The following is a 22,743-nucleotide window of genomic DNA, read 5'->3' as shown; positions in this document are numbered from 1 at the left end:
ATTTGAACACTTATTTGAAACACTTATTTGAAACACTACTTTAAAACACTTCTCTGAAACGCTTCTTTGGAACACTTGGAACCCTTCATTTTGAATTCTAGCTAGCAAGCCTCAAGAACTTGACCGCGCCACCACCGTAAACGGAACCTCAATCCGCTGCCCGCCTGCTGTCTCAACGACAAACAGCCACGTTCCCGGCGTTGTATTAAAGCCTACGTTCCATTCCCACTCAATATAGCCGTTACCGTCCGCGGTTTCCCAGCCCAAATATTTAGCCGTACTCTGACCGCTCTTATAATAGACTGACAATTGAGCACTGCTGCCCGGCTCCACCTTTACTTTTACTTTAGCCTGCTTGCTGGCAACGGCCGGATTCGGCTTCTCCAGCAGCTCGATCGCCCCGTTTGTCCCCGAGCCGTCCCCTGAACCCGTTTCTCCTTCGCCGGTGTCGCCAATCCATAATCTCTCCTGGGCTTTTGCCTGCAGCACGATGCGTTTGTTCAAGAATGGAACCCGAATTGGAAGGGCGTAATTCACTTCAATCCCAAAATAAGGACTCGCTCCGCTTTTCAGATTGGGAATGTGAACATTGGACACATGGATTCGATCATAATCCAGAAGATTATCAGGCATGAACGGCTTCATCATCGGCTTGACCACGGGATCGAGTACGGCTTCCACGGTTTGGTTCTTAAGCTGCTGCAGCGGCTCCTCGCCTGACGCTACGGCTTGCGTGATCCACTCATTAACAGGAGCAGGAAGAGAGTCGCTGTAATTCGAAACCCAATCAGAAAGCGACAATTTGGGAATCTCCCAATGAGATGTGCTGGGTGAGCCTTCTCCTGTTCCACTACCACCAGCATTGGCCTGCACGGCTAGAGAGACAGGATACATATGAGCCGCTACGGTTTTAACCGTATCCGAAACGGTGCTCTGGAGCGCCGTCGATATCAACGTCATTTGCACGATATAAATGAGAAAAATGACAAAAAACATAAACATCGGCAGCACAAGTGCAGCTTCCACGACCATGCTTCCTTGTTCCGATGACGCTTTACCTTTACGGAGAGGTTTCTGTATTATCGATAATCGTTTCATTCAAGTACCCCTAATCCTAATAGGAAAAATCCGCCTTGCGCTTTACCATGTAACGATTTCCCTGAACTTCGTCTCCATCGCTTCCAAATACAACGCCGATCGCTTTCGTCACCCCTGGAAGAAACCATAAACGCATGGCCGTCCTGACCTCTCCTGAAGCGTAGGTGAATCGCTCCGCAGGATTGGTGCCGGTGTTCAACCGAATCAACGCCAACATGCGTGACAACTTCTTCTCGTTATTGCTGTGAACAAACAGAAATATTCGTAAATGATCCCTGTAAGTCAGCTCAATGGGGACGTACTTGGATAACTGAACGCTTCCCTTCTGACACAGCTGGATCATATCCTCGATAGCCTTCTCAATCCCATACAGGATGGCTGCCGCCAAAACCGCCAGCGGATTTCCTAATTTGCTGTTGACGACGAATCCTTCCATCGTCCGAATCGCGAGCCTGGAAGCGAAGATTTCCGCATAAGCTGCCGATATATTCCCGGCGGGGTTGTGAAATCCGTACAAAATGTATTCCACTTCCTGGTTCCCAATAGCGAACTCCTGCATCATCCCCTCTCCCGTGCTGGAGCCGTCAACGATTCCGGATAAGTTCCCGACATCGAAATGCTGATAATAATGAACGGCGTACTCATTCTGAAACAGTTCATCCCTAACACCGCCAAGCACGTTCCCCATAAATCCAAACATACCGTCCATATTATCCATTGCTTGTTTGCCGGCATCATACGGATCGTCGTCCAGCGGCTTTCCCTTACTCATGCTGTCCGCTTCCGCATTAAATTGAAGGCTTTCGTCATAGTACTGCTGGAGTTCACGAAACTCATCCATAATGGCCTGATGTTGTCCATTCAGCCCGTTGATCACCTCGATGGCTTTGGATGCTTGCTTCAGCTTCTGATTGGCCAGCTTCTCCATCGCCTTGCGTTCCTTATCCGATGTGCGAAACTGCTCCAATGAAGCCTGCTGCCGATCTATAATATTTCCACTGCCTGATACTCCATAATTAGAAACAAAATGCTGTAATGTGCGACTGGCTTCAAGCACCGCTTCCTTCATTCCCTCTCCCCCCAGAGAAGACTGAAGAGTGGTGACCGCTCTTGCAACCTGTTGGGATCGACTCTCCTGGCTGTCAATTTCTTGCCGAAAGCCGTTTAAGAAGTCATCGCTATGAATTAATTTGTCCGCTTGCTTCCGAATGGATTGGATCATCTCCGCTTCTGACCCGGAGGAATCGGCAGACCCCGGCGTTACGTCATTCGTCACCTGGTCATACCCCGCATTAGATGAACGGTTCTCGGATTCCTTGATGACCTGCTTCATCTCCTCGTTTAAATTCCTGGCTTCCTCCCACAATTGCTGCGCATCCGCAAGGAGCTTGTCATTCTCCCGCTGAAACCGACCGGCCTCTCTCGATATCTGCGAGCCGATGGAAGACATCCCGCTCCGGTAAGCCATGAGCAGAAGCGTATGCTGTTTCTCCTTGGGAGGCCTGTCCGCGTCCTCCTGTTGTTTATCTTTATAATCCTCATACTGCGATGCCCCGTCGGCAGCGGTTTGGATACTGCCCCCAAGCGAAGTATCGTTGATCGCTTGTCCAGGCGGATCCATAACCAGCTTCGAAAGCTGGATCGCATGCTCTCCTGCCTTGCGCTGCTTTGTCAGCATCTCATCCAGCGCCGCTTCCCGCTTGTCATACAGCTTGCGCAGCTTCTTAAGCACATCGACCGTATTGGAAGCTTCCTTCATGGACTGCGATAAGGGTTTGAACTTGCCCACTAATTCCAAAGTGAAATCGATCGGCGCTTTATACTTCATGTCCTCGATGATCTGTCGGTTGAAGATGTCATAAGTGCCCAATGGACGCTGCAATTCAAGCCCCGAGCTATCAAGCCCCATCGCCATTAACCGGAACGCATCGCTGCGGTCTCCCGGGTTCAAGCTGTCATTCAGTACATTGCCCATAATGAGATCGCCGCTGGTGCCTCCAAGGGCATACAGTCCGTATTCCTTCTGCAGCTGCGGATCGTAGGATGACATCACGGAGCGTACGGCTGCTCTTGTCAGCCTCTCGCTTTGCACCTTCATGGCCGCGATACGCGAGAAATCAATGAATATGGCTACAAACATAAATACGGCTGCCAGGGCGATAATCAAAAAAACAGATACAGATCCATCGGACGATCGGCCCCCGTCTCTCCTTCTCCGATTAGACCGCGCTTTCCCATGCTTCGTCATGACTATCGCGAACCTCCGAACTTTTGTAGAACTTCTCCAGCGGCTGCCTTATCCGTTCCATTTCTCCCGCCTTGAAACTTCGATCCGTAATATCGCATCAAATCCACCGTGCGGATAAATTCAACGGGATCAACCACAATCGATTGTGAGTTGACCTTGATTTGGCCGCCATCGTCCAGCATTCGGCTGATCGGCGTCAGAGAGACCTGCTCGTTTAACGACGTCGTTACTTTCCGTATGAGCAGCTTATTCGTATAACGCATCTCTCCAGCCATGCTGGAAGGCACGGCCATGCCGCCCTCGGACATCTTAAGCTCGGGCAATTTTCCGCCCTCAGCCTCGCTCTGCGGCAATGTAATTGACCTCGTACTATCTCCCCCCGCCAAACCAAATAGAGATCCGACTACGTTATCATCCGTCAACCGCCAATATAGCGAATCATAGTGTCCCTGCTCTACAGATCCCGTGGCTGCAATCTTATGGCTGTTATCCCAGCTATACGCAGTCCGCTCGGATGCTGCAGCTGAAGCCTGGACCAGCATAGACTGTTGATAGATGTACAAGCATAGGAACAGCAGCAACACCGTCACCATCAGCACGACGGGAAGAACCAGGGAGGCTTCCACCGTGAAACTCCCCGTCTCGTCCTTCCATCTTCTCTTAAGCCGATTATTCAAGGAACTCTTTACTCTTGTTGTTCACGTTTTTAAACAAATTGTTCACCAAGGCCGTAATCTGATCTTTAAATATAAGCGCGATAATCAAAATAACGACGAGGATCAGGATCATCTCAAGCGTTCCGATCCCTTTCTCATCCTTCCAAAAAGCCTTCATCCCGTTCTTCGCCATGTTTAACATCATATTTCGTACACCGGTCCCTTCTACATGTTCATCATCATAAATGCAGGCGCTCCGAGCAAAACAATCACGATCATGAAGATGACCACCATTGGCAGCACCAGCTTCGAGGAGGCCTGCTCGCCCCTTGTTCTTGCAATGGCCTTGCGCTTCTCCCACAGCACTCGGGACAAATCCCGCAGTGCCAGGACAAAGTCATTCCCGCCGCGCCGAAAATTAAGCAAGACGGTTGTTGTAAATATCGATACTTCCTGAACGCCGCACCGTTTATTGAACTGTTCGAAGGCTTGCTGGAACGGATGGCCTCCCTCCCATTCAAGCACCATTCTCTTCAGCTCAGCATACAGGGGATGGTTTGCGTCCTTGTTCCGTTCCACGCAATGAATGATCGCCCGCTGCACCGTCTCGCCGGCGCCGACAAGTAAAACAATCTTGTTCAGAAGTTCCGGCAGCTCCATCACGATATCCTGCTCACGCAGCGTGACCTTATTGTGGAGGTCCTTCACCAAAGCGACGGGCAGCAATGCCCCCAATGCCAATCCAGCAAGAAGTCCGATTGCATCCCCGGACAGCAACGACCACAAGCAGCCGCCGATTAAAATAAGCCATGTATACGCAAGTGCCTCGGCCATAAACAACAACGTCATTTCCGCGCTGTGCCGCAGACCATGGATCTTTTGAATGGAGGCCTGCATCCGGTAGAATACAATCGGGAGGCGCATCGGAACCTTCCCCCGCTCTAGCAGGAACAACAGAGGCGGCGCTAACCGCTGCAGCCTGAGCCCATCCATGGACAATCTGCCAAGACGATGGTATCGTTCGCCGCACGTTTGATTCAGCACCACCCAACCACCCACAAGCAGAACCATCAGCGCGCCGGATATCCATGTCAGCATCCCCGCCTCACCTCCTTACACCTTGATATTCATCATTTTGGTGATCCATAAGAAACACCCTCCTAAAGCCGCCAATGCAAAAGTAGAGATCATGATCCCCGATCCGCTATACATGGGCTCCATATAATCGGGGGATGTCATATTCATGAACAGTAGAAGGAGGAACGGCGCAGCCAGCAGCGCCTTGGATTCGAACCGCTTCTGGGCGATCATCACGGATATCTCCTGCTGAATATCCAGCTTTTCTCCGATGACTGAAGAAGTTCTGCGCACGACTTCGACCAAATCGCCGCCTGTGCGTTTGCAAGTTGAGAAGACATCGGCAAAATTCGTTAGATCCTCCATCCCCGCCCTTCGTGCAAAATCCTGCAATGCCACTTCGATAGGCTCGCCGTACTCCAAACGGGACACAATGACTTTGAGTTCGAAGATCAGATCGCTGCTGCCTCCGGGATCCAGCAGCAGCAAGTCCTGAACGGCATCCCTGAATCCGTTCTCCACGGAGCGGCCGGCCGACAGGGACGAGGACAAGGAGTAGAGAGCTTGCTTGAAGTGAAGATTCAGCGTCCTGCGTCTGCGTTCCAGCATAAACCGCCGCCATAATTTAGGGATCATCAGCCCTCCCGCTCCCAGCAACAGCGACAATATCAGGTTGTGATAAAACAGATAACCGATGAAGCAGAACAAAAGACCGCCAAGGATAATACATGCCGTTCTCTGCCTCATCGAGAGGTGATAGACACTGTAATCCGGAAGGGCATGGGTTCGAGCCGTGGCTGCATGCTCGGGCTTACCGGCGGCTTTGCTCCTCTTGATCACTCGGCCGCCTTGGCCCTCTTTGGACATCCAGGCTGAACTGCCGGAGCGTTTCATTTATGTCACCTCCATCATCTTCTGCAGCGGCCAAGCCGTAATCCCGGCCATATGAAGCTTGTCCGCCGATTGAAGCGGATTGCCGCAAGACTCCAGACGCCCAATCACCCGGCCGCCCGATTCGCCCGTTTCACGGAACCGGTACAGCGGATTCAGCACCACCTCGCCATCGCTCATTCCGATCACTTCGCTAATCTCCGTAACGCGCCTCGATCGATCCCTAAGCCGGGATAAATGAACGAAAATATCAATCGCCGAGCTTATCTGCTGACGGACTACGCTGATCGGAAGATCCGCGCCGCTCAGCACCATCGTTTCCAAACGGCTGATCATGTCCTGTGTGCTGTTAGCGTGTCCCGTCGACAGACTTCCGTCATGCCCGGTATTCATCGCCTGCAGCATATCCAGCGCCTCGCTTCCCCGCACCTCGCCTACCACGATCCGGTTGGGGCGCATCCGCAGCGAGGAACGGATCAGATCGCGTATCGCGATTTCTCCCCGGCCTTCCGTGTTGGCATTCCGGGTCTCCAGCGACACGAGGTTTGGGACCGTCACGATCTTTAATTCCGCCGAATCCTCAATCGTGATGACACGTTCATCGGGCGGAATATATTGCGACAGCGCATTCAGGAAAGTCGTCTTCCCCGATCCCGTCCCGCCGCCTATAAAAATGTTATATTTCCCCTTAACCAGTATCCGAAGCTGCTCCGCCGCCTCCTCTGTCAGGGCGCCCCTTCGTACCAGGTCATCCATCGTCATCGGCGATTCCGGAAACTTACGGATCGTCATGGTCGGCCCTTTCAGCGCTATGGGAGGAAGCACGATATTTACCCGCGAGCCATCCTTCAATCTGGCGTCAACAATGGGGGTGGATTCGTTCACCACCCGGTTTACCGTACCGACAATGCTCTGAATGATATCCTCCAGGCGGCTCTGCGATTCGAATTGGAGCGGCAGCTTCTTCACCTCCCCATCCTGCTCAATGAATATATCCTGGTGGCTGTTAATCATAATTTCCGTAATTCGAGGATTATCCACTAATGGTTGAAGCACATCCAACCCGCGAAAAGAATCAAATACCCTCCGCACCAGCCGCCGCTTCTCAGCGGCTGTCAGTTCCATGAGTTCGCGTCTTCTCCACACCATTTCCTCGATACGGGCCATCAATTCCGAATTGTTAATGCTCGCACTCATATCAAGCTCGGAACGAACCTGGTCACGAACCGACTTGAACGGATCCTCCATCATCACTGCCCACCACCCGCTTGCACCGCCATGATACCCGAGCCCTCCAGCAGCTGCTGGCAGAGCTTCAATACCTCTCTCTGATAGATCGGTGAGGACAACAGCAGTTCTTCCCGATGGAGCTGTTTCCATGAAGGAATATAAGGCAGTACGCTGCCTATGCTTATATCCTTGCGGGGGAATCCGTTAACAAGTTGTCCTGTGTACCGATTGACAATGAATCGGCTCCGCTTCTTCAGGCTTCCGAAAAGCGCGGGATCCTCGAGCTCCAATTGATCCATCCACACACCGCTCTTATACATACTCATGAGATCATCCAATAAAACCCAGATTAGCACTCCGGCCTGTTCAAGAACCGCCTGCATTCGTTCTTCCATGTATCCCTCGGTATCCACGACAATGACATCATATTGATTACATGATACGAGGGAAGCCAACAGCAAAGCCGTGTCCTCCATGGTCATCTCCGTGATTTCCTTCACGTTGAAGCTGGGCTCAAAGGAATCGCACTTCAGGCCATGATGTCTGATGATATAAGGGGTTACTGACAAATCGGTCCCCGAAGCCGTTTCTTGTGAGGCCTTAATGTCGTACAACAATCTTGAAAAGCTCCCCTCCATGCCCACCGAACCGGAAGGAAATAATGCACTGCTGTTCACCGTCTCCAAATTGAGATAAAACACCTTTAATCCCAGCACGCCCAGCTGCTTCGCCATGTTCATGGCAATCGTTGACTTCCCGCTCCCGCTCAGGGGAGATACAATGCCAATTACCGAGGTTGTTCCGACATTCAATTTCTCCAGCGCTCCACCGCTTCGCTTACAGTGGGTGATTATGACTTCCATCAGCTGAGGCAGCGGTTGATACTTGAATGTACTGCTGCCGCCCTCTACAAGAGAAGAAGATGAATGACCTTCACTTAGAAGCAGCCATGGAACCGAAGTCTCCCCCCGGCTAAGCCAGCTCTCCAGCATTTCCGTATCCCCCACGACCAGATTGGGCACTTCTCCCACTTCCATATAATGTAGAAATGAATCGATGCGGGTAAATGCGGTTACCTGAAGAGCCGATCCGTAAGAACTTCCATGCAAATAACTCAGCAGCGGTTCGACATACCGGGAATCCTGCACTGCCAGCACAAGTCGGGCCGGTATCATAAAGCCAATCCCTCTCTTCTGTAACAACGCCAAAAAAGCACCGTCCAAGGCCGCAATATGCGGTCCATGAACGGTGCTTCCGTTGTCTGTTATAATTTGACATTAGAATATCACAGTTGCAGCAGAACGGCAAGATATTATTTTGATATACAGATAGCCCTTATTCACTATTGTCAAAACAAGGATATATGTCCTACTATATAGGCTTAGAACGAATGTTCTCTATATAAGAACTACTTATATAGAACCAACATTACATAAACTCCTAAACCAATTAAACCAATACTTCCAAGCCAGGAGAGTGACAACAAGTGAACAAACGAATGTTAACCGCTATGCTAACCGCCTTGCTGCTATTGTCAGGCTGCAGCCAGCCGCTGATGTCCCCGGCGACATCAAGCGAAGGAACCGCAACAAGCGTTCCATCCGAAGCCAAGACAAACACCAGCATGGCGAATTCCAAACAAACGACCTATCCGACCGATGATCTGAATCTTCCGCGGGTAGCCGTGGAACTGGTCAAAGCCGTTGACGGTGACACCATCAGCGTGATGTTCGAAGGGAAGAAGGAGAATGTTCGGATGCTCCTGATCGATACCCCCGAGACGAGTCATCCGAAGCTGGGCGTACAGCCATTCGGGCCCGAGGCCAAGGCTTTTACGAAGGATCTGGTGGAACAAGCCGACCTTCTTGAATTGGAATTTGATATCGGTCCGAACCGGGATAAATTCTCCAGGCTGCTTGCGTATGTATATGCCGACGGAAAAATGGTCCAGGAATCGCTGCTTGAAGAAGGACTCGCCCGCGTTGCCTATATCTATCCGCCCAACACCCGCTATGGGGACAAATTTGATGATTTGCAGCGGATCAGCCGGGACCAGGCGCTCGGCATATGGAGCGTAGAGAACTATGCCCAGGAAGACGGCTTCCATCCGGAGGAGCAGGAAGACGCAAACAACAAGAACAACAGCAGCCGTAATAACGTAGCGGCAGCCCAAACTCCGAAAGAGAACAGCCAAGAGTCCAAGCAAGGCTGCGTCATCAAGGGCAACATCAACTCGAAGGGCGAGAAAATCTACCACACTCCCGAATCCCCATACTATGAGCGCACGAAGCAGGAGCAGTGGTTCTGCAGCGAGGCAGAAGCCGTCCAGGCCGGTTTCCGGGCCCCGAAGTAAACTCATCTGATGTATGAAATGAACGCTCATGTTCATCTTATATAAATTTTAGCCGTAATTGAAAAGGAGCCACCAGCCATGGGGAAAAAGAAACCTCCAACAATCCAACCAAATGAAAGTCAACCGCCAAATCCGAGCTCTGGCGCATGGTACAAAACCGTTTGGAGATGGCACTTCTATGCCGGCATCATTTTTGCTCCCTTTCTGATCATCCTGGCTGTAACCGGCTCCGTTTACTTATTTAAGCCTCAGATTGAACAAGCGCTATATCGGGACTACTACACGGTAACCCCTCAGGTTGAACGTGTAACGCCCAGCAAGCTGGTCGGACAAGTGAAAGAACTCTATCCTGAGGCTACCATTACGAAATACCGCCCTGGCGAGTCGGACTCCCGCTCCACGGAGATCAGTCTGACCTCGGACAGCGAATCCATGACCGTCTTCATGAACCCCTATACGGGAGAAAAGATTGGCGAGCTGAAAGACAAAGACCGGATCATGGACAAAATCGAGGAATTTCACGGCGAATTGATGGTCGGGACCATCGGGGACCGGATCGTGGAGCTTGCCGCCTGCTGGGCGATCGTGCTGATTATTACCGGGGTGTATTTGTGGTTTCTGAAAAATAAAAACAAAAACAAAAGCAAAAAGAAAAGAAGCCTCGCGGGCATCCTGTATCCGCGTCTGGGCAAGGGTAAGCAGACTCTTCGCAGAGACCTGCACGCCGTTCCTGCATTCTGGATTGCCGCAGGCATGTTATTTCTTATCATGACCGGCTTGCCCTGGTCAGGCCTGTGGGGCAGCAATTTCCAAACCGTGGCGACCAATACCGGCGCCGGCTATCCGCCTTCCATCTGGTCAGGCAGTACGCCATCCTCCCATGTGGTTCAGACGAAGGAAGTCGCAGAGGTCCCTTGGGCGGCTGAAAATCTGGAGGTACCTAACTCCACCATCTCCGACTTTACGCCGCTTCCAATCGAAGATGTCATGTACGTAGCCCGAAGCGAGGGGATCCATCCAAGCTACACCATCAGCATTCCGCAGCAAGCGGACGGGGTGTACACGTTGTCGGCCTATCCGCCGAAAGCCCAAGACGAGGCTACCATGCATATCGACCAGTACAGCGGCGCGGTGTTGGCGGATTATCGCTATGATCATTACGGAGTCGTTGGCAAAGCCGTTGCCCTGGGCATTACCCTGCACAAAGGAACCCAATTCGGCATCGTCAACCAGATCTTCAGTTTGCTTATATGCATAGGCATCATTTTCATTGCGGTAAGCGGTTTGTACTTGTGGTGGAAGCGAAAACCGGAGCATGGACTGGGGGCACCAAAAGCACCCGAGGTTAACGCGAAGAACATGAGGGTATTCCTTCTGCTTCTCATCGCTTTGGGGATCCTGTTCCCGCTTGTGGGCTTGTCGCTCATCATCGTGTGGATCATCGACTATGTCATCGTTCGGAGGGTACCGGCGATCAAGACATTTCTGAATGCCTGATTCGGTCTTTACTCTAACTACAATAAGGGGTGGCGGTTTCATGATCATGAAAAGCCGTTTTATATTATGCGCACTGCTATCGTTCCTGCTGCTGAGCGCTTGCTCGGCCAGTCCCGAAGCAGTCAACCGGTATGAAAAAGAAATCCCGCTGATCGCCGAGGTAAACATACCGGAGACGTTATCCGTTCATCAACCGGAGACCATTGAGATCATTCTCACCCAGGATGGCCAAAGAGTACCCGGTGCGGATTTTGTCCACTACGAACTGTGGAGCCATGACGGCTCCCTGCGGGATCCCATGACGGATGCGGTAGAGGTCGGTGATGGCGTGTATACGGTAACCAAAACCTTCGATAAAGAGGGGCTGTATTTCATCAAGCTGCACAGCGGCAACAACGGTTCCATCATCATTCCCCAGAAACCGTTCGCCGTCGGCAAACTGTCCGAGGCCGAGCTTGCCTACCTGCAAGCGGGGACCCCGACATTTCAAGAGGGTACGGCAGATCATCATCATTAAAGCAAGCTGGATTAGGACAAAAACCGGCGCCGAATCTCCGGCGTCGGAACCATGCATTCCGTCGATTGTCCGAACCACCGGTAGCGGTTCTTTGCCACCCAGCGGTATACCAAATTCCGTAAAAAAGGGGGAATCAGGATCAAAATATACGACAGCGGCCAAGGAAAGCGAAGACGCCGTGCAATCCGCAGAGCTCCCGTCGACCTTGTGTAATACCTCCCCTGTTCAATCAGCACCATCGTTTCCGTAGTATCTCCACGAAGCCCTCCCTGCCTCAACAGCTCCTGCCCAATCTCGGATTGCAGCGAAGCGAAGCGAAAGGCACCGGCAGGATCTCTCTTGATAATGAACTGCGTCAGACCCTGGCACAAATGGCACACGCCATCAATCAGTACAATCGCATAGTCCTCATGATTATCGGTTGCACGATCCTTCATATATTTCCTGGCTCCCTTCAGGCCTAAAACAAGAAAAAACGCAGGAGCCCTCTCCTACGCTTGATCAAGTACGCTTATTGGTTTATTACTCAGCAGCTTTGTTCAGCCACTCGCCGTCTTTCATCTGCTGGTCGAATTCGTTCGAGAATTTCTCCATGCATTTGCATATGAAATCCTTACGACAAACCGGGCAAGGTACTTTCCCAAGTCGGCTAAGCGCAGTCAGTTTCCATTCCGGGAAGCGGTTATAGAATACGCGAATATCCGTTCCGTCAGCCGTGTGGATAATGAATTCGTAAAGCCCTTCTTTTTCATTGCTTCCAGCTGTGGTCACATTTGCAATCTGCGGTCTGTATGGCATGTTCATCACCCGTTTATTTTATTTAAATTCCCTATGACTGGTTTGTACTTTCTGGTACTTAGTCATATTAAAGAATTTTAGGGGTGATGTCAACCGAAGAACACATCCAGGATCGAGCCAAGCTGCCCCCTCTTTTTACCTTCTAATATATCCGGGTTGAACACTTCCACATATCCGCAGTTCGTACAGGAAACAAATAGGAAATGATTGTGCTGAATATCAAACATCTTGCTCAGCCCGGCCCCTGACATCGAGACCTCTTTCGTCTGGCAGTGATTCCCTCCGCATTTGCTGCATACAAACCGTTCCTCTATCATTTGTTCAATACGCATCTTAAGCGCCCCTTTCCAATTCGTAGCTTTAACTGAAATACGGAGCATCATGTAAAAAGTTTCATATTCAGCATCGTAAGCCGACAAAAAAGGATGACCCTCCATTTCAGAGGACCATCCGAATTCCTTTATGGTTAGCTTACGCTTAACTCCACGTCGATGTTGCCTCGGGTTGCCTTGGAATAAGGGCAGAACGCATGCGCCTTCTTCGCGAGGTCCTCCGCCTGGCTTCGTTCGATCCCCGGCATTTCGATCTTCAGCTTCACCGCAAGCTTAAAACCGTCAGCGCCTTCGTCCTTTCCGATCATGACCTGAGAGTGAATCACAACGTCCTTGAGCTCGACGCCCTCTTTGCGGGCGATATTAGCCAGGGCGCTTTCGTAACAGGCGCCATAGCCGGCCGCAAACAGCTGCTCCGGATTGGTTCCGTCACCGCCCGGTCCTCCAAGCTCCTTCGGCATGCTTAATTTGTGATTAAGAACCCCATCCGTAGATTCAACAGAGCCTTCACGCCCTCCAATGACTTTTACATCTGCTGTGTATAATGGTTTCATGCTCGTTCATCTCCTTCATGCCCTATTATGGTTTCTACATGTACTCTTTAAACTTGCAGCGGAAATTGAAACGATAAATAGGGCAAACTCGCATAAGAAACAGTATGTCCCAGCTCGCTGAGCAAACAAAAAAGCTGTTTATCAAAGGAAGAATTCCTCTTGATAAACAGCTTCTTCATGAAGTATGCGGTAGAGAGGACTCGAACCTCCACGGGTATACACCCACTACCCCCTCAAGATAGCGTGTCTGCCATTCCACCACTACCGCATGTTATAAGGGATGTTCTGTAGCGAACATTCCCTATTATACTGTTCCGTCATACAAAAGTAAAGAACCAAGTTATGGATCAACAGCTTAAGCGCATGAGCAGCTAAGTCTTATCGTTTCGCTTTTCCTTCCGGTATGCTGAAAACTCGATATATTCCCGGATAAACTCCTTCTCATTCTCTGCCAATCCCGACATGAAGGGAAGATCGGATGATTCCGGATCCACTTCATACTCCCCACGCGCTTCCCTGAGTCGGGTGGGATTGCCCTTGCCAATAATCAACCAATCCAAGCTTACGGAAAAGAATGCAGCAATCTCAATCAATTTATTTGTGCTCGGCGTTGTTTTCCCCCTTTTCCAATCACCAAAATTTCCTGTGCTGATCCCGAGGGTTTCACAAAACGCCTTCTTGGTCATACCTCGGCTTTCTATGAGATGTTCGATTCGTTGGTAAATAGACTGCATCAAACAACCGCCTTCCTAGTTCTCTTTGAAAGAAAATTACTTATGTACGTATTTTTCTCTTGCAAAACCACTTAATTACGTGTATAATCAAATATATATTGCCTAAATTATACCATAGTACTCATGGATCGTTGTATCTTTTACTCATGAGTCTATTCAGTATGAGGAGCGAGTCATTTGCCCTACGATACCATGATCACATCTTGGAATAATGCGGTTCATTCCTTGAATAAAGGATTGATGATCATTACGCCGGATGGCATCATAGACAAAATTAACGATCCACTCATTACCATGGCCGAAAGATATGGTGTTTCCCCTGAGTTTGGATGGCAGGGGGCATCTTTTTTTAATATCGCTTCCCAGCGCTTGAGTTTGGCTTCATTCGATCATTTTTTCCATGAGCTGGATGTGCCCTCCGTAAGAGATGTTATGCTGGGTAAGCAATCTGATTATTCCTTTGAATATGCCGTGCAATGGAACGACCAAGAGAATTGGGTTTTATGTGAGGTACTGCCGCTGCTTATCCACAAGGACAGCCGTATTCACGGAGCTATGATATCATTTACGGATATTACCAAGTTCAAACGCAAGGAATTGCTGCTGGAACAAGCGCTGGCTCACAGCTTTCCCCTTCCCGGGCATATTCCCATCTGCGCCGTATGCAAATACGTTCACCACGCGGAAGAGTGGGAGCCTGTGGAGAGCTATTTGGAGAGCCGCCTCCCCATTGAATTTACCCACGATATCTGTCCGGATTGCATTCGCAGATTATACCCAAAGTACTCTTCCATCCTTGATGATCCGGAATTACTCGATTAACACTCTGCCTGTATACAGCAACGCGGAATAAGCAGCTTCATGATCCGGCTTTATCCCTGGATATGAGGCTGCTTATTCATGCTTAAGTCATCATTCTCATATTACGCGTTCACAAAACGAAGCAGAGGGCTTATCAGAGCAGGCAGCACCGAGACGTGGCCTTCTCCCTCAATTTCATGAAACGTAGTCTCCAGCACCTCATCATGCCCTTTGAGGAATGCATAGAGTTCCCTGGCGTCTTGCACCATGGACGGCTTCTCCTCAGCTCCAACGTACAGACGCAGCTCTTTACGCTGTCCACTCTGTTGTAAACGGAGCCTCCCCTCTTTCCATCGTTTGTACAGCACGTAGTTTTTCCACCACACCGAGGGACAAGCCGCAATATACCGCGAAAAGGTCTCCGGTCTGGTGAATAATGTATACAAGGTGAAAAAACCACCGAGTGAGTGCCCGAACAGCGCCTGCTTCGAACGATTTACCGCGTATTGCCGCTCCACGGCCGGCTTCAGCTGAAACTCGATGAACGTAAGGAATGCTTCGACGCCGCCTGTTTCCGGCCAATCCAATCCGTTAGGGCGGACCGGCAATTCATGGTCTTCAGCATATTCAGTAAAGTTGTAAAAACGCTCGCTGCTCACGATCGGACTGTCACTGTCAAAGCCGATCCCGACAATAAGCGCCGAGGGAATGCCACGGGGCGTCCGGGATTGCAGTCGGATTGCCTCCGCAAGCGTTCCGAAGGTCGCATTGGCATCCAGCGAATATAATACAGGATAACCGCCTTCAGGAGGCGGTCCCATCGGTTCGGCAATGAAAATACGGTATTCACGGCCTGTGACGTCAGATTGCATGGACCATGTCACCGTTCCCGGTATGCAAAACAGAGGATCTTTTTCGTGGTGATTGCAGTTATCGCGGTTATTGTGGTTATCATGGTTATGGTCATCGCGGTTATCGTGCTCTTCATCCTTTTCGTGCTTTTCGCCCTTTTCGTGGTTACCCATACCCTCATGCTGAGCCCGCACCATCTCTGATTCTTGGTCATATTCTTCCTTGACGAACAACCACCGCAGCGCTTCCGGAAATCTTCTGGCCATAAAGATGGGATCATGGGTCCCATCAGGATCTACCGCCAGCTGGAGCCGCTCGGGGCTCACCCCTTGTTCCATCCAGAATAGATGGGTCTCGACGTTATTCGGATACATATGTTTTTGCGCATTGTTCTTATACGCACCTTCCAACTGTCCAACGGACATATACACCCTCAGCCCGGCAGGCAATTCCCCCTGCTCCCTGATGTAATCCATAACCCCGTCATACCATAACGAAGCCGACAGCATCCCGATCCGTCCGAAGGTCTCGGCGCGCCAATACCCCGCGAACATCGAAATCAAACCGCCCAAGGAACCGCCAATGATGGCTGTATGTTCGGGCGCTGCGAGCGTACGGTACTGTCTGTCTATGTACGCCTTAATGACATCCGCAACCTCATCGACATAAGCTCTGCCCTCCCCGCCAAAAGGCGGATTACCCTCCAGCAGCGGCTCGGCCGGCCAAGGCGTGTACTCACGGTTCCGGTTTGTTGACGATATCCCGACCAGGATGACCTCGACCAGTTGGCCTGCTGCATATAGATGGTTCAGATAGTTGAGACAGTACGTGAACATATCTCCTTGATCCTGTACGTAGGCAACAGGATAGGAACGGTCCGACTCATGATAAGAAGGAGGTAAATACAGTGTGAGTTCCCTGTCCTCAACCACCAGCCGTTGATAACGATTCATGTAATCCTCCCGAAAGCTGCTTTTATTTTCGCATGCGAATTAATAGATAGATAAAATATGGAACCCCAATCACGGACACCACAATGCCTGCAGCCAACTCGGCCGGAGCGAATATCGTTCTGCCGATGAAATCGCCTATGACCACAATCGCCATACCTGCTATACCGCTGATCGGGATGATATGCCTGTGCCGCAGTCCAACCAGCTGCCTCGCCAGATGCGGAGCGATCAGACCGACAAACCCAATGCTGCCGGATACGGCAACACTCGCGCTGACCAAACCGATGCTGCATAGAAGCAATACATTTTTCTCACGTTCAACGGTTACCCCGACACTCTTCACGCTTTCCTCGCTCAGCTGGAACAAGTCGAGCACTTGAGAGCGGAGCCAAATGACAGGCGGCAGCATGATGAGCCAAGGAAGCATCGTGACCACAAACTTCCAGTTAGCGCTGTGAAGGCTGCCGGCCAGCCAAGCTACAGCCATTTCATAATCCGATGGATTCATTTTGAGCGAGAGGAACATCGTAATAGCACCAAAACCCGATGCAATCGCAATCCCCACAAGAATTAGCCGCTGCGGATCCAGCTTTCCGTTTTCTCTGGCGAACATCAATATGGCCGTAGTTGCCGCCAAACCCCCAGCGCTACCGAACATCGGCATCATCATAACCCCGAGCCACCCGGTCATCGTGATCTGCCCTTGCAGCAGGAACATAAACAACACAACCGCCATGCCTGCACCTGCATTGATGCCAAGAATGCCCGGATCCGCAAGTCCGTTGCGGGTAACCCCCTGGATAACGGCACCGGCCATACCCAGCGCAAACCCGACGAGAGCGCCAAGCACAATACGAGGCAGCCTGAACTCGAACACAACGAGATCGAAATCCGAATTGGGATTCATCCGGAGCAAAGTTTGAAATACTTCCTTGATGGACATATCAAACGTCCCATTGGTGAGACTGAAATATACGGAAGTCAATACAACCAAGATTCCTCCAGTCAGAACCATCGGGAATCGATAATAGGTGTTACGCACGCTGAGCCCCTCCCCTCGTCTTGATCAAATAGAGGAAGAAAGGAACCCCGATCAACGAAGTTATAACACCCACCGGCGTCTCAAACGGATAATTTACAAACCGTGCGAGAATATCGCATAATGCAAGAAACATGCCGCCAAGCACGCCCGACACCGGTACGATCCATCGATAATCCGAGCCGGACAGAAAACGGGCAATATGAGGAATAATCAAACCTACAAAGGCAACCTTACCCGCCAGAGCCACGGATACGCCGGTCAGAATCACAACAGCCACCATCGCAAGGGCTTTAATCAGCCATGTATTCACACCGAGCCCCTTGGCCGTCTCGTCCCCGAGCGACAGCAGCGTGATCGATTTGGATAATACAACAGCAAGACACAAACCAACGATTGCAAACGGAATGCTCAGTTTAATCAGTTCCGGGTCCATGGCATGCAGCCGGGCATTGTACCAGAAGCTGATATTTTGTGATATCTGAAAATAGGCCGCCAATGCCTCTGCGGTACCGCTAAGAAACGTCCCCACTACGGTTCCGAGTATAGCCAGTCGAACCGGGCTGAGTCCGCCAGGAATAAGCCATGCCAAGCCGAACACGACGGCCGCTCCGATGGCTGAGCCGATCAACGAACTGACAATATACATATTGGAGCTGGCGTTCGGGATAAATACCATGAACAGTGTCACCGCGAAGACCGAACCATCAGATACCCCCATAATGGATGGGGACGCCAAATAGTTCCTTGTCATTCCTTGCATTAAAGCGCCTGATACCGCGAGAAAAGCGCCGATGAGCATAGCGCCGACGACTCTCGGCAATCGGGAGCTCACGATAATCTGATGATCGATGCTCTCCGAATCAAAAGCAAAGATGGAATCCCAAACGGTATCCATCGTAATATTTTTGGCTCCATACAGGATGGAGGCCGCTATGAGCAAGAAGCAGACTGCCGGGGCCATCACAAGGATGACAGCCGGCAGTGATTTTTTGAACCTCATGAACAACACGCCTTATAGGTTTATACTGAAATGTTGGATGTTACTTTGTCAGACTTTCGACCGCAGCTTTCAGAAACTCGATTTTGCTGTACGCAGTTCCGCCTTGAGCGAGTGGGTCCACCACATTGACAAAAGCGGTGCCGTTCTTGAATGCATTCAAGTTCTTCATGATCGGATCATTCTGCAGTTCTTCCAAAGCATTCGGCGTATCCTTATTCTCATCTGGCGAGACTTGGACAAATACGTAATCCGGATTCATCTCTGCAATCTTCTCTTTCGAGATCAGTTCCTGTGCTTTGGCTGCGGCTACTTCAGCCGGTACTGCAATCCCCAAATCCTCATACAATACCGGATTAAAGAACACACCTGCCGGGTAGATGTACATCTCGCCTGCACGAATCCGAAGCGCCAGAACCTTCTTGTCCTTCAGGCTATCTCCAATCGTTGCTTTGACTTTTTCCAAGTCCTCTTTATATTTCGCGATTGCCTGTTCCGCTTGTTCCTGTTTGCCGCTTAACTCGCCGAGCAATTTCAGGTTGCTCTCCCAGTTGGTCGATATATGGGAGTACGGGATCGTGGGAGCGATTTTATTTAACTGTTCAATGACTTCAGGCTTAGCTTTGGACGATGCCAAAATCACATCCGGCTTCAAAGACAGGATCGTTTCGAAATTCGGCTCCATTTTCTCACCAACCGATTGGGCGTCCTTCGTAATCGACTCAAACATCGGCGGGAATTTACCCGAGAAGGTAATGGCCCCAACCGGATTAACTTCCAGCACAATGGCATCCTCCATGGCTTCAACGGCACCGGTGATAACGATGCGCTCCGTTTTGGCCGGAAGCGTATATTCCTGATCGAGGTATTTCACAACTTTAGTATCGGACGGCGCTGGAGTCGCTTTCTCTTGCGCAGCGTTATCCTCCCCGGCTGTGTTCTCGCTCTCTGCTGCATTATTCGCGCTTGCTCCGTCTGTATCTTTAGCCTCGTTACCTCCACCGCAAGCGGACAGTACCAACGCAAATACCAGCAATAACCCCAACATCCATTTCATTCGTTTCATCTCTCTCCAATTACCCCTTCCATGATCTATGACCACTCAATAATTGATAATGATTATCATTATTGATCATAGTATAGGATTTGCTCTCTTAGTACCATGGACAAATCACCGGATTCCTCATGGACAATTTCCGGAAAACAACCGGAAGGCTTCCTCCGCCATCTGCTCCATCGCAATGGGAGAGTACTCGCGCCAAGGGTAAGAGGATAATTGATGGAACGTTCCGTCTCGCACCGCGGGTATGGTCATCCACTCCGGTGTTGCCTGCAGTTTTCTCCAATTCGCCAGCGTTTCGGAATCCTGACGGATCAAGAGCAACATATGGTCTGCCCGGCTTTCCTTGATCTGCTCAATCGTTAAACATCCAGCATCCCAGTCCACAGGCTTAGCCGGCTGAAAATTAAAATAATCAAATAATAGTTCCTTCATGCCCGGATGGGTGTAAGCCATCAGTTCATCCTGATGCAGGCGTGCAGTCAAAAGCGTGCGTTCTTCCATCATTTCAGCGGGGAGCTTCTCACGGTAGGTCGATATTTTATGATGAAACGTTTCGATCCACTGCTCTGCTTCAGGCAGCTTGTTCAGCAATTTAGCGAGACCTAACAGATTAAACTGCCACCCTTCCTGTTCTTCCGGCATTTCGTAGAGAGGTGCAATCAACCGAAGCTGCTCCTTCTCCCAATCCTCCACCCCCTGTGCACAGACGATGAGCTCTGGACGTGCCGAGGCCAGCTTCTCCAGATTGGCATATTTGTTATGATTCTGGCGGTAAGCATCCAGATGGACAGGGATATCCGGCCCAAGCATGTTATAGTAATGCTGTGACCACTTCGGATGAAGCGGAGCCGCATACGGCGTGAAATCCAGCGGCATGGCGTAACCCAGGAGGGCCGTTGAGCCGTACATCGCCAGTTTATTTTTCCTTGTCTTCATATACACCGAGGGGGATATCCCGAATGCCTTCTTAAATTTGCGGCTAAAATAAAATTCATCCTTATACCCCACCATATGCGCCACTTCGCGCAGCAAAGAATCCGAGCCCAGCATCAACTGCTTCGCCTTGTTCAAACGAACATGCGCCAAATAATCCATTGCGCTGTGCCCATACGTCTTCTTATAGACTTCAACAAAATATTTGGGACTCAACTCCGAAAGGTTCGCCAATTGTTCAATCGTTAAATCTTCATCATAATGCTCCTCGATATACTCTTTCACCCGCTCCAGCGCTTGCCGCTTATCATTCTTGGAGTAAGGGCTGCATTCGGCAATCGTCGTATATAGCAGCTCTTGAAAATCCAGCTGAACCCTCCAATGCTTCATGGGCTCCTTGCTGTGAAAATCCTTATACATCGATCGGCAGACGAGATTCAAGCGGTCCGGAGAGTTGATGACAAAGATGCCGTCATAGGGCATGAAATCGGCGCAATCCACCTCATGCAATCGACCGCAGCTTGATATCCCTTCCATGAAACTATAATGAAAGATCGCAACCGAAGCCTGCTCGTGTTCCTCGGAACTCTTGTGATCGACACTCGTAATTCCGAAAGTAGTCCCCGCTGCACAACAATAAACGCATCCCTTATTCATACGGGTGATTTGTTCTGCCTGTTGCAAACAGGTTTCCCCGCTAAGCGGGATAATCAGGGCTGGCTGCACTGCCAACTGCTGCTCCAAGGAGAGCGCTTGACCATGAACAATATCCATATTCCATAAACGGGCCATTAGCCCGCTGTATTCACGCGAATCTTTTTTGCTACTGCTATTCGTCGACAGGTTTAACATATATACAGACCCCAACCTTAAATGAGAATGGTTATCATTATCATATAATTATCATACACCGCCCCAAAAGTCCAGCACGATCTTTCTCTTGTCCACCTTGCCGTATGAGACGTTAGACAAAAAGAAAGCAGCCATGCGCTCCCTGTCAGGGAGACGTAGCTGCTGCTTTTCAAATATTGTGTATGAAGGCGGATCTTTCGCATGCAAGTATTCCAGTCCCCTCCAAAGGGACTTCTTCTCAAATCATCCGGATTGTCATTAGTTCCCCCGCTGGCGCTGTCTTGCTCTTGCCTCGCCGCCTTTGCGGCCCGCTTCTTCACGGCTCATCTTGCCGTCCCCGTTGCTGCCGCTGCCGCTTCTGGCTTCGCCGCCCTGCTGTCCAATCTCTTGATAGAACTCACGTCCGTGGGATTCCGAGGTAGCCTCGCCGCCTTTGCGTCCGATGTCCTCATAGAATTCCCTGCCATGGGAATCGGAAGTCGCTTCCCCGCCCTTCTGGCCGATTTCCTGATAAAATTCTTTATCATGGGAGTTTGACGTGGAGTCTCCTCCTTTTTTACCGATGTCCTGATAAAACTCTTTGTCATGGGAACGGGAGGTTGCTTCGCCGCCCTTCCGTCCGATTTCTTGGTAGAACTCTTTGTCATGGTTGTTCGCAGTTGCTTCTCCACCTAAACGTCCTGCTTCTTCACGGCTCATCTTTCCATTGTTGTTATTAGCCATTCTGAATCACTCCTTATAGGTAATTTGAAGTTGTTGCTCGTCCACGTTATGATATTAAACTCCTGACCAGAGATGAAACACTTGTTGTGCATAAATGTGCAATGAAAATCGATCAAAACCGTGATGCTTTGAAGTTTATACATTTGAGATCTTAAGCGCAAAAAAAAGCCCCGCACAAGGTGCGGAGCTTTTTCTTACTGTTCGTATGCGGTAGAGAGGACTCGAACCTCCACGGGTATACACCCACTACCCCCTCAAGATAGCGTGTCTGCCATTCCACCACTACCGCATAATATAAGGAGTACATCGTTTCATTGCTTTGTAAAAAAATGGTGAGCCATGAAGGACTCGAACCTTCGACACCCTGATTAAAAGTCAGGTGCTCTACCAACTGAGCTAATGGCTCTCGATGACAATCGTGCTGCTGCCATATAAGAAAGTTATATAGAAAGTGGTGACCCGTAGGGGATACTCTCTCTTCGTTCGAGACTGCGAAGCTTATCCTAACGAAGGTTATGCTCCGACGAACCGACGGGGTTCTC

At 50.3% G+C, this 22,743-nt stretch carries 23 protein-coding genes and 3 tRNA genes; 4 read left to right on the top strand and 22 right to left on the bottom strand.

Translation table 11 applies throughout. The features are described from left to right. Window positions 1–111 precede the first annotated feature (111 nt). The 8 genes from ACQKPA_RS27745 to ACQKPA_RS27710 are packed head-to-tail and all read right to left on the bottom strand — an operon-like array spanning window position 112 to window position 8,375. Window positions 112–1,098 (bottom strand): TadE/TadG family type IV pilus assembly protein, encoded by a 987-nt coding sequence (locus ACQKPA_RS27745; protein ID WP_427495652.1) that lies wholly within the window; start codon window positions 1,096–1,098, stop codon window positions 112–114. 16 nt (window positions 1,099–1,114) lie between these two features. Further along, on the bottom strand, window positions 1,115–3,346 hold the full coding sequence (locus ACQKPA_RS27740; protein WP_427495651.1) for a hypothetical protein: 2,232 nt from the start codon (window positions 3,344–3,346) through the stop codon (window positions 1,115–1,117). 2 nt (window positions 3,347–3,348) lie between these two features. Then, a complete protein-coding gene (locus ACQKPA_RS27735) occupies window positions 3,349–4,023 on the bottom strand; it encodes a TadE/TadG family type IV pilus assembly protein (protein WP_427495650.1) in 675 nt (224 codons plus the stop codon). Further along, window positions 4,016–4,207 carry a Flp1 family type IVb pilin gene (locus ACQKPA_RS27730; protein WP_015737227.1) on the bottom strand — a complete coding sequence of 64 codons (192 nt, stop codon included), beginning with the start codon at window positions 4,205–4,207 and terminating at the stop codon, window positions 4,016–4,018. Before ACQKPA_RS27730 ends, ACQKPA_RS27735 begins: the two co-directional genes overlap by 8 nt. A gap of 20 nt (window positions 4,208–4,227) precedes the next feature. Beyond that, entirely contained in the window at window positions 4,228–5,100 is an 873-nt protein-coding gene (locus ACQKPA_RS27725; protein WP_427495649.1) for a type II secretion system F family protein, read from the bottom strand. 15 nt (window positions 5,101–5,115) lie between these two features. Beyond that, window positions 5,116–5,973, bottom strand: coding sequence for a type II secretion system F family protein (locus ACQKPA_RS27720; RefSeq protein WP_427495648.1), 858 nt, complete (start codon window positions 5,971–5,973; stop codon window positions 5,116–5,118). Beyond that, window positions 5,974–7,221 carry a CpaF family protein gene (locus ACQKPA_RS27715; protein ID WP_427495647.1) on the bottom strand — a complete coding sequence of 416 codons (1,248 nt, stop codon included), beginning with the start codon at window positions 7,219–7,221 and terminating at the stop codon, window positions 5,974–5,976. Next, window positions 7,221–8,375 carry a hypothetical protein gene (locus tag ACQKPA_RS27710; protein ID WP_194544403.1) on the bottom strand — a complete coding sequence of 385 codons (1,155 nt, stop codon included), beginning with the start codon at window positions 8,373–8,375 and terminating at the stop codon, window positions 7,221–7,223. Before ACQKPA_RS27710 ends, ACQKPA_RS27715 begins: the two co-directional genes overlap by 1 nt. 311 nt (window positions 8,376–8,686) lie before the next feature. On the opposite strand from ACQKPA_RS27710, the gene ACQKPA_RS27705 reads away from it, so the two are divergent. The 3 genes from ACQKPA_RS27705 (at window position 8,687) to ACQKPA_RS27695 (ending at window position 11,567) form a co-directional block, all read left to right on the top strand. Continuing rightward, on the top strand, window positions 8,687–9,553 hold the full coding sequence (locus ACQKPA_RS27705; protein ID WP_427495646.1) for a thermonuclease family protein: 867 nt from the start codon (window positions 8,687–8,689) through the stop codon (window positions 9,551–9,553). Window positions 9,554–9,631: 78 nt separating this feature from the next. After that, window positions 9,632–11,050: a PepSY-associated TM helix domain-containing protein gene (locus ACQKPA_RS27700; protein ID WP_427495645.1), complete on the top strand. Its 1,419-nt coding sequence runs from the start codon at window positions 9,632–9,634 to the stop codon at window positions 11,048–11,050. 40 nt (window positions 11,051–11,090) lie between these two features. Further along, window positions 11,091–11,567 carry a FixH family protein gene (locus ACQKPA_RS27695; protein WP_220683990.1) on the top strand — a complete coding sequence of 159 codons (477 nt, stop codon included), beginning with the start codon at window positions 11,091–11,093 and terminating at the stop codon, window positions 11,565–11,567. Between the two features lie 11 nt (window positions 11,568–11,578). Here ACQKPA_RS27695 and ACQKPA_RS27690 read toward each other — a convergent pair whose 3' ends face one another. The 6 genes from ACQKPA_RS27690 to ACQKPA_RS27665 all read right to left on the bottom strand — a co-directional run bounded on the left by ACQKPA_RS27690 (window position 11,579) and on the right by ACQKPA_RS27665 (window position 13,985). Continuing rightward, window positions 11,579–12,004 (bottom strand): thiol-disulfide oxidoreductase DCC family protein, encoded by a 426-nt coding sequence (locus ACQKPA_RS27690; RefSeq protein ID WP_113060399.1) that lies wholly within the window; start codon window positions 12,002–12,004, stop codon window positions 11,579–11,581. An 85-nt stretch (window positions 12,005–12,089) separates the two neighbouring features. After that, a complete protein-coding gene (locus ACQKPA_RS27685; protein WP_076324660.1) occupies window positions 12,090–12,365 on the bottom strand; it encodes a hypothetical protein in 276 nt (91 codons plus the stop codon). An 89-nt stretch (window positions 12,366–12,454) separates the two neighbouring features. Beyond that, entirely contained in the window at window positions 12,455–12,697 is a 243-nt protein-coding gene (locus ACQKPA_RS27680; RefSeq protein WP_006212369.1) for a zinc ribbon domain-containing protein, read from the bottom strand. A gap of 134 nt (window positions 12,698–12,831) precedes the next feature. After that, window positions 12,832–13,251: an organic hydroperoxide resistance protein gene (locus ACQKPA_RS27675; RefSeq protein ID WP_071222584.1), complete on the bottom strand. Its 420-nt coding sequence runs from the start codon at window positions 13,249–13,251 to the stop codon at window positions 12,832–12,834. 185 nt (window positions 13,252–13,436) lie between these two features. Further along, window positions 13,437–13,519, bottom strand: a tRNA-Leu gene (locus ACQKPA_RS27670). 103 nt (window positions 13,520–13,622) lie between these two features. After that, window positions 13,623–13,985 carry a helix-turn-helix domain-containing protein gene (locus tag ACQKPA_RS27665; protein WP_113061772.1) on the bottom strand — a complete coding sequence of 121 codons (363 nt, stop codon included), beginning with the start codon at window positions 13,983–13,985 and terminating at the stop codon, window positions 13,623–13,625. A gap of 177 nt (window positions 13,986–14,162) precedes the next feature. Between ACQKPA_RS27665 and ACQKPA_RS27660 the strand changes: the two genes are divergently transcribed. Next, the gene (locus ACQKPA_RS27660) at window positions 14,163–14,807 is read left to right on the top strand and encodes a hypothetical protein (protein ID WP_427495643.1); all 645 of its coding nucleotides are present in this window, start codon (window positions 14,163–14,165) and stop codon (window positions 14,805–14,807) included. A gap of 101 nt (window positions 14,808–14,908) precedes the next feature. On the opposite strand, the gene ACQKPA_RS27655 is transcribed toward ACQKPA_RS27660, so the two are convergent. From ACQKPA_RS27655 to ACQKPA_RS27620, 8 genes are all read right to left on the bottom strand, one after another. Further along, window positions 14,909–16,591 (bottom strand): alpha/beta hydrolase, encoded by a 1,683-nt coding sequence (locus ACQKPA_RS27655; protein ID WP_427495642.1) that lies wholly within the window; start codon window positions 16,589–16,591, stop codon window positions 14,909–14,911. Window positions 16,592–16,613: 22 nt separating this feature from the next. Then, window positions 16,614–17,606: a FecCD family ABC transporter permease gene (locus ACQKPA_RS27650; RefSeq protein WP_427495661.1), complete on the bottom strand. Its 993-nt coding sequence runs from the start codon at window positions 17,604–17,606 to the stop codon at window positions 16,614–16,616. Window positions 17,607–17,625: 19 nt separating this feature from the next. Then, window positions 17,626–18,633: a FecCD family ABC transporter permease gene (locus tag ACQKPA_RS27645; protein ID WP_427495641.1), complete on the bottom strand. Its 1,008-nt coding sequence runs from the start codon at window positions 18,631–18,633 to the stop codon at window positions 17,626–17,628. A gap of 40 nt (window positions 18,634–18,673) precedes the next feature. Further along, on the bottom strand, window positions 18,674–19,696 hold the full coding sequence (locus ACQKPA_RS27640) for an ABC transporter substrate-binding protein (protein ID WP_427495639.1): 1,023 nt from the start codon (window positions 19,694–19,696) through the stop codon (window positions 18,674–18,676). A 117-nt stretch (window positions 19,697–19,813) separates the two neighbouring features. Continuing rightward, entirely contained in the window at window positions 19,814–21,478 is a 1,665-nt protein-coding gene (locus ACQKPA_RS27635; protein ID WP_427495638.1) for an AraC family transcriptional regulator, read from the bottom strand. A 258-nt stretch (window positions 21,479–21,736) separates the two neighbouring features. Beyond that, window positions 21,737–22,201: a KGG domain-containing protein gene (locus tag ACQKPA_RS27630; protein ID WP_427495637.1), complete on the bottom strand. Its 465-nt coding sequence runs from the start codon at window positions 22,199–22,201 to the stop codon at window positions 21,737–21,739. A 206-nt stretch (window positions 22,202–22,407) separates the two neighbouring features. Further along, window positions 22,408–22,490, bottom strand: a tRNA-Leu gene (locus ACQKPA_RS27625). Between the two features lie 41 nt (window positions 22,491–22,531). Then, window positions 22,532–22,607: transfer RNA gene (locus ACQKPA_RS27620), tRNA-Lys, on the bottom strand. Window positions 22,608–22,743 lie beyond the last annotated feature (136 nt).

Source organism: Paenibacillus sp. NPDC093718, from assembly GCF_050279985.1.
In the GTDB taxonomy this organism is placed as follows: Bacteria; Bacillota; Bacilli; order Paenibacillales; family Paenibacillaceae; genus Paenibacillus_AQ.
This window is presented reverse-complemented; position numbering and strand designations above follow the sequence as displayed.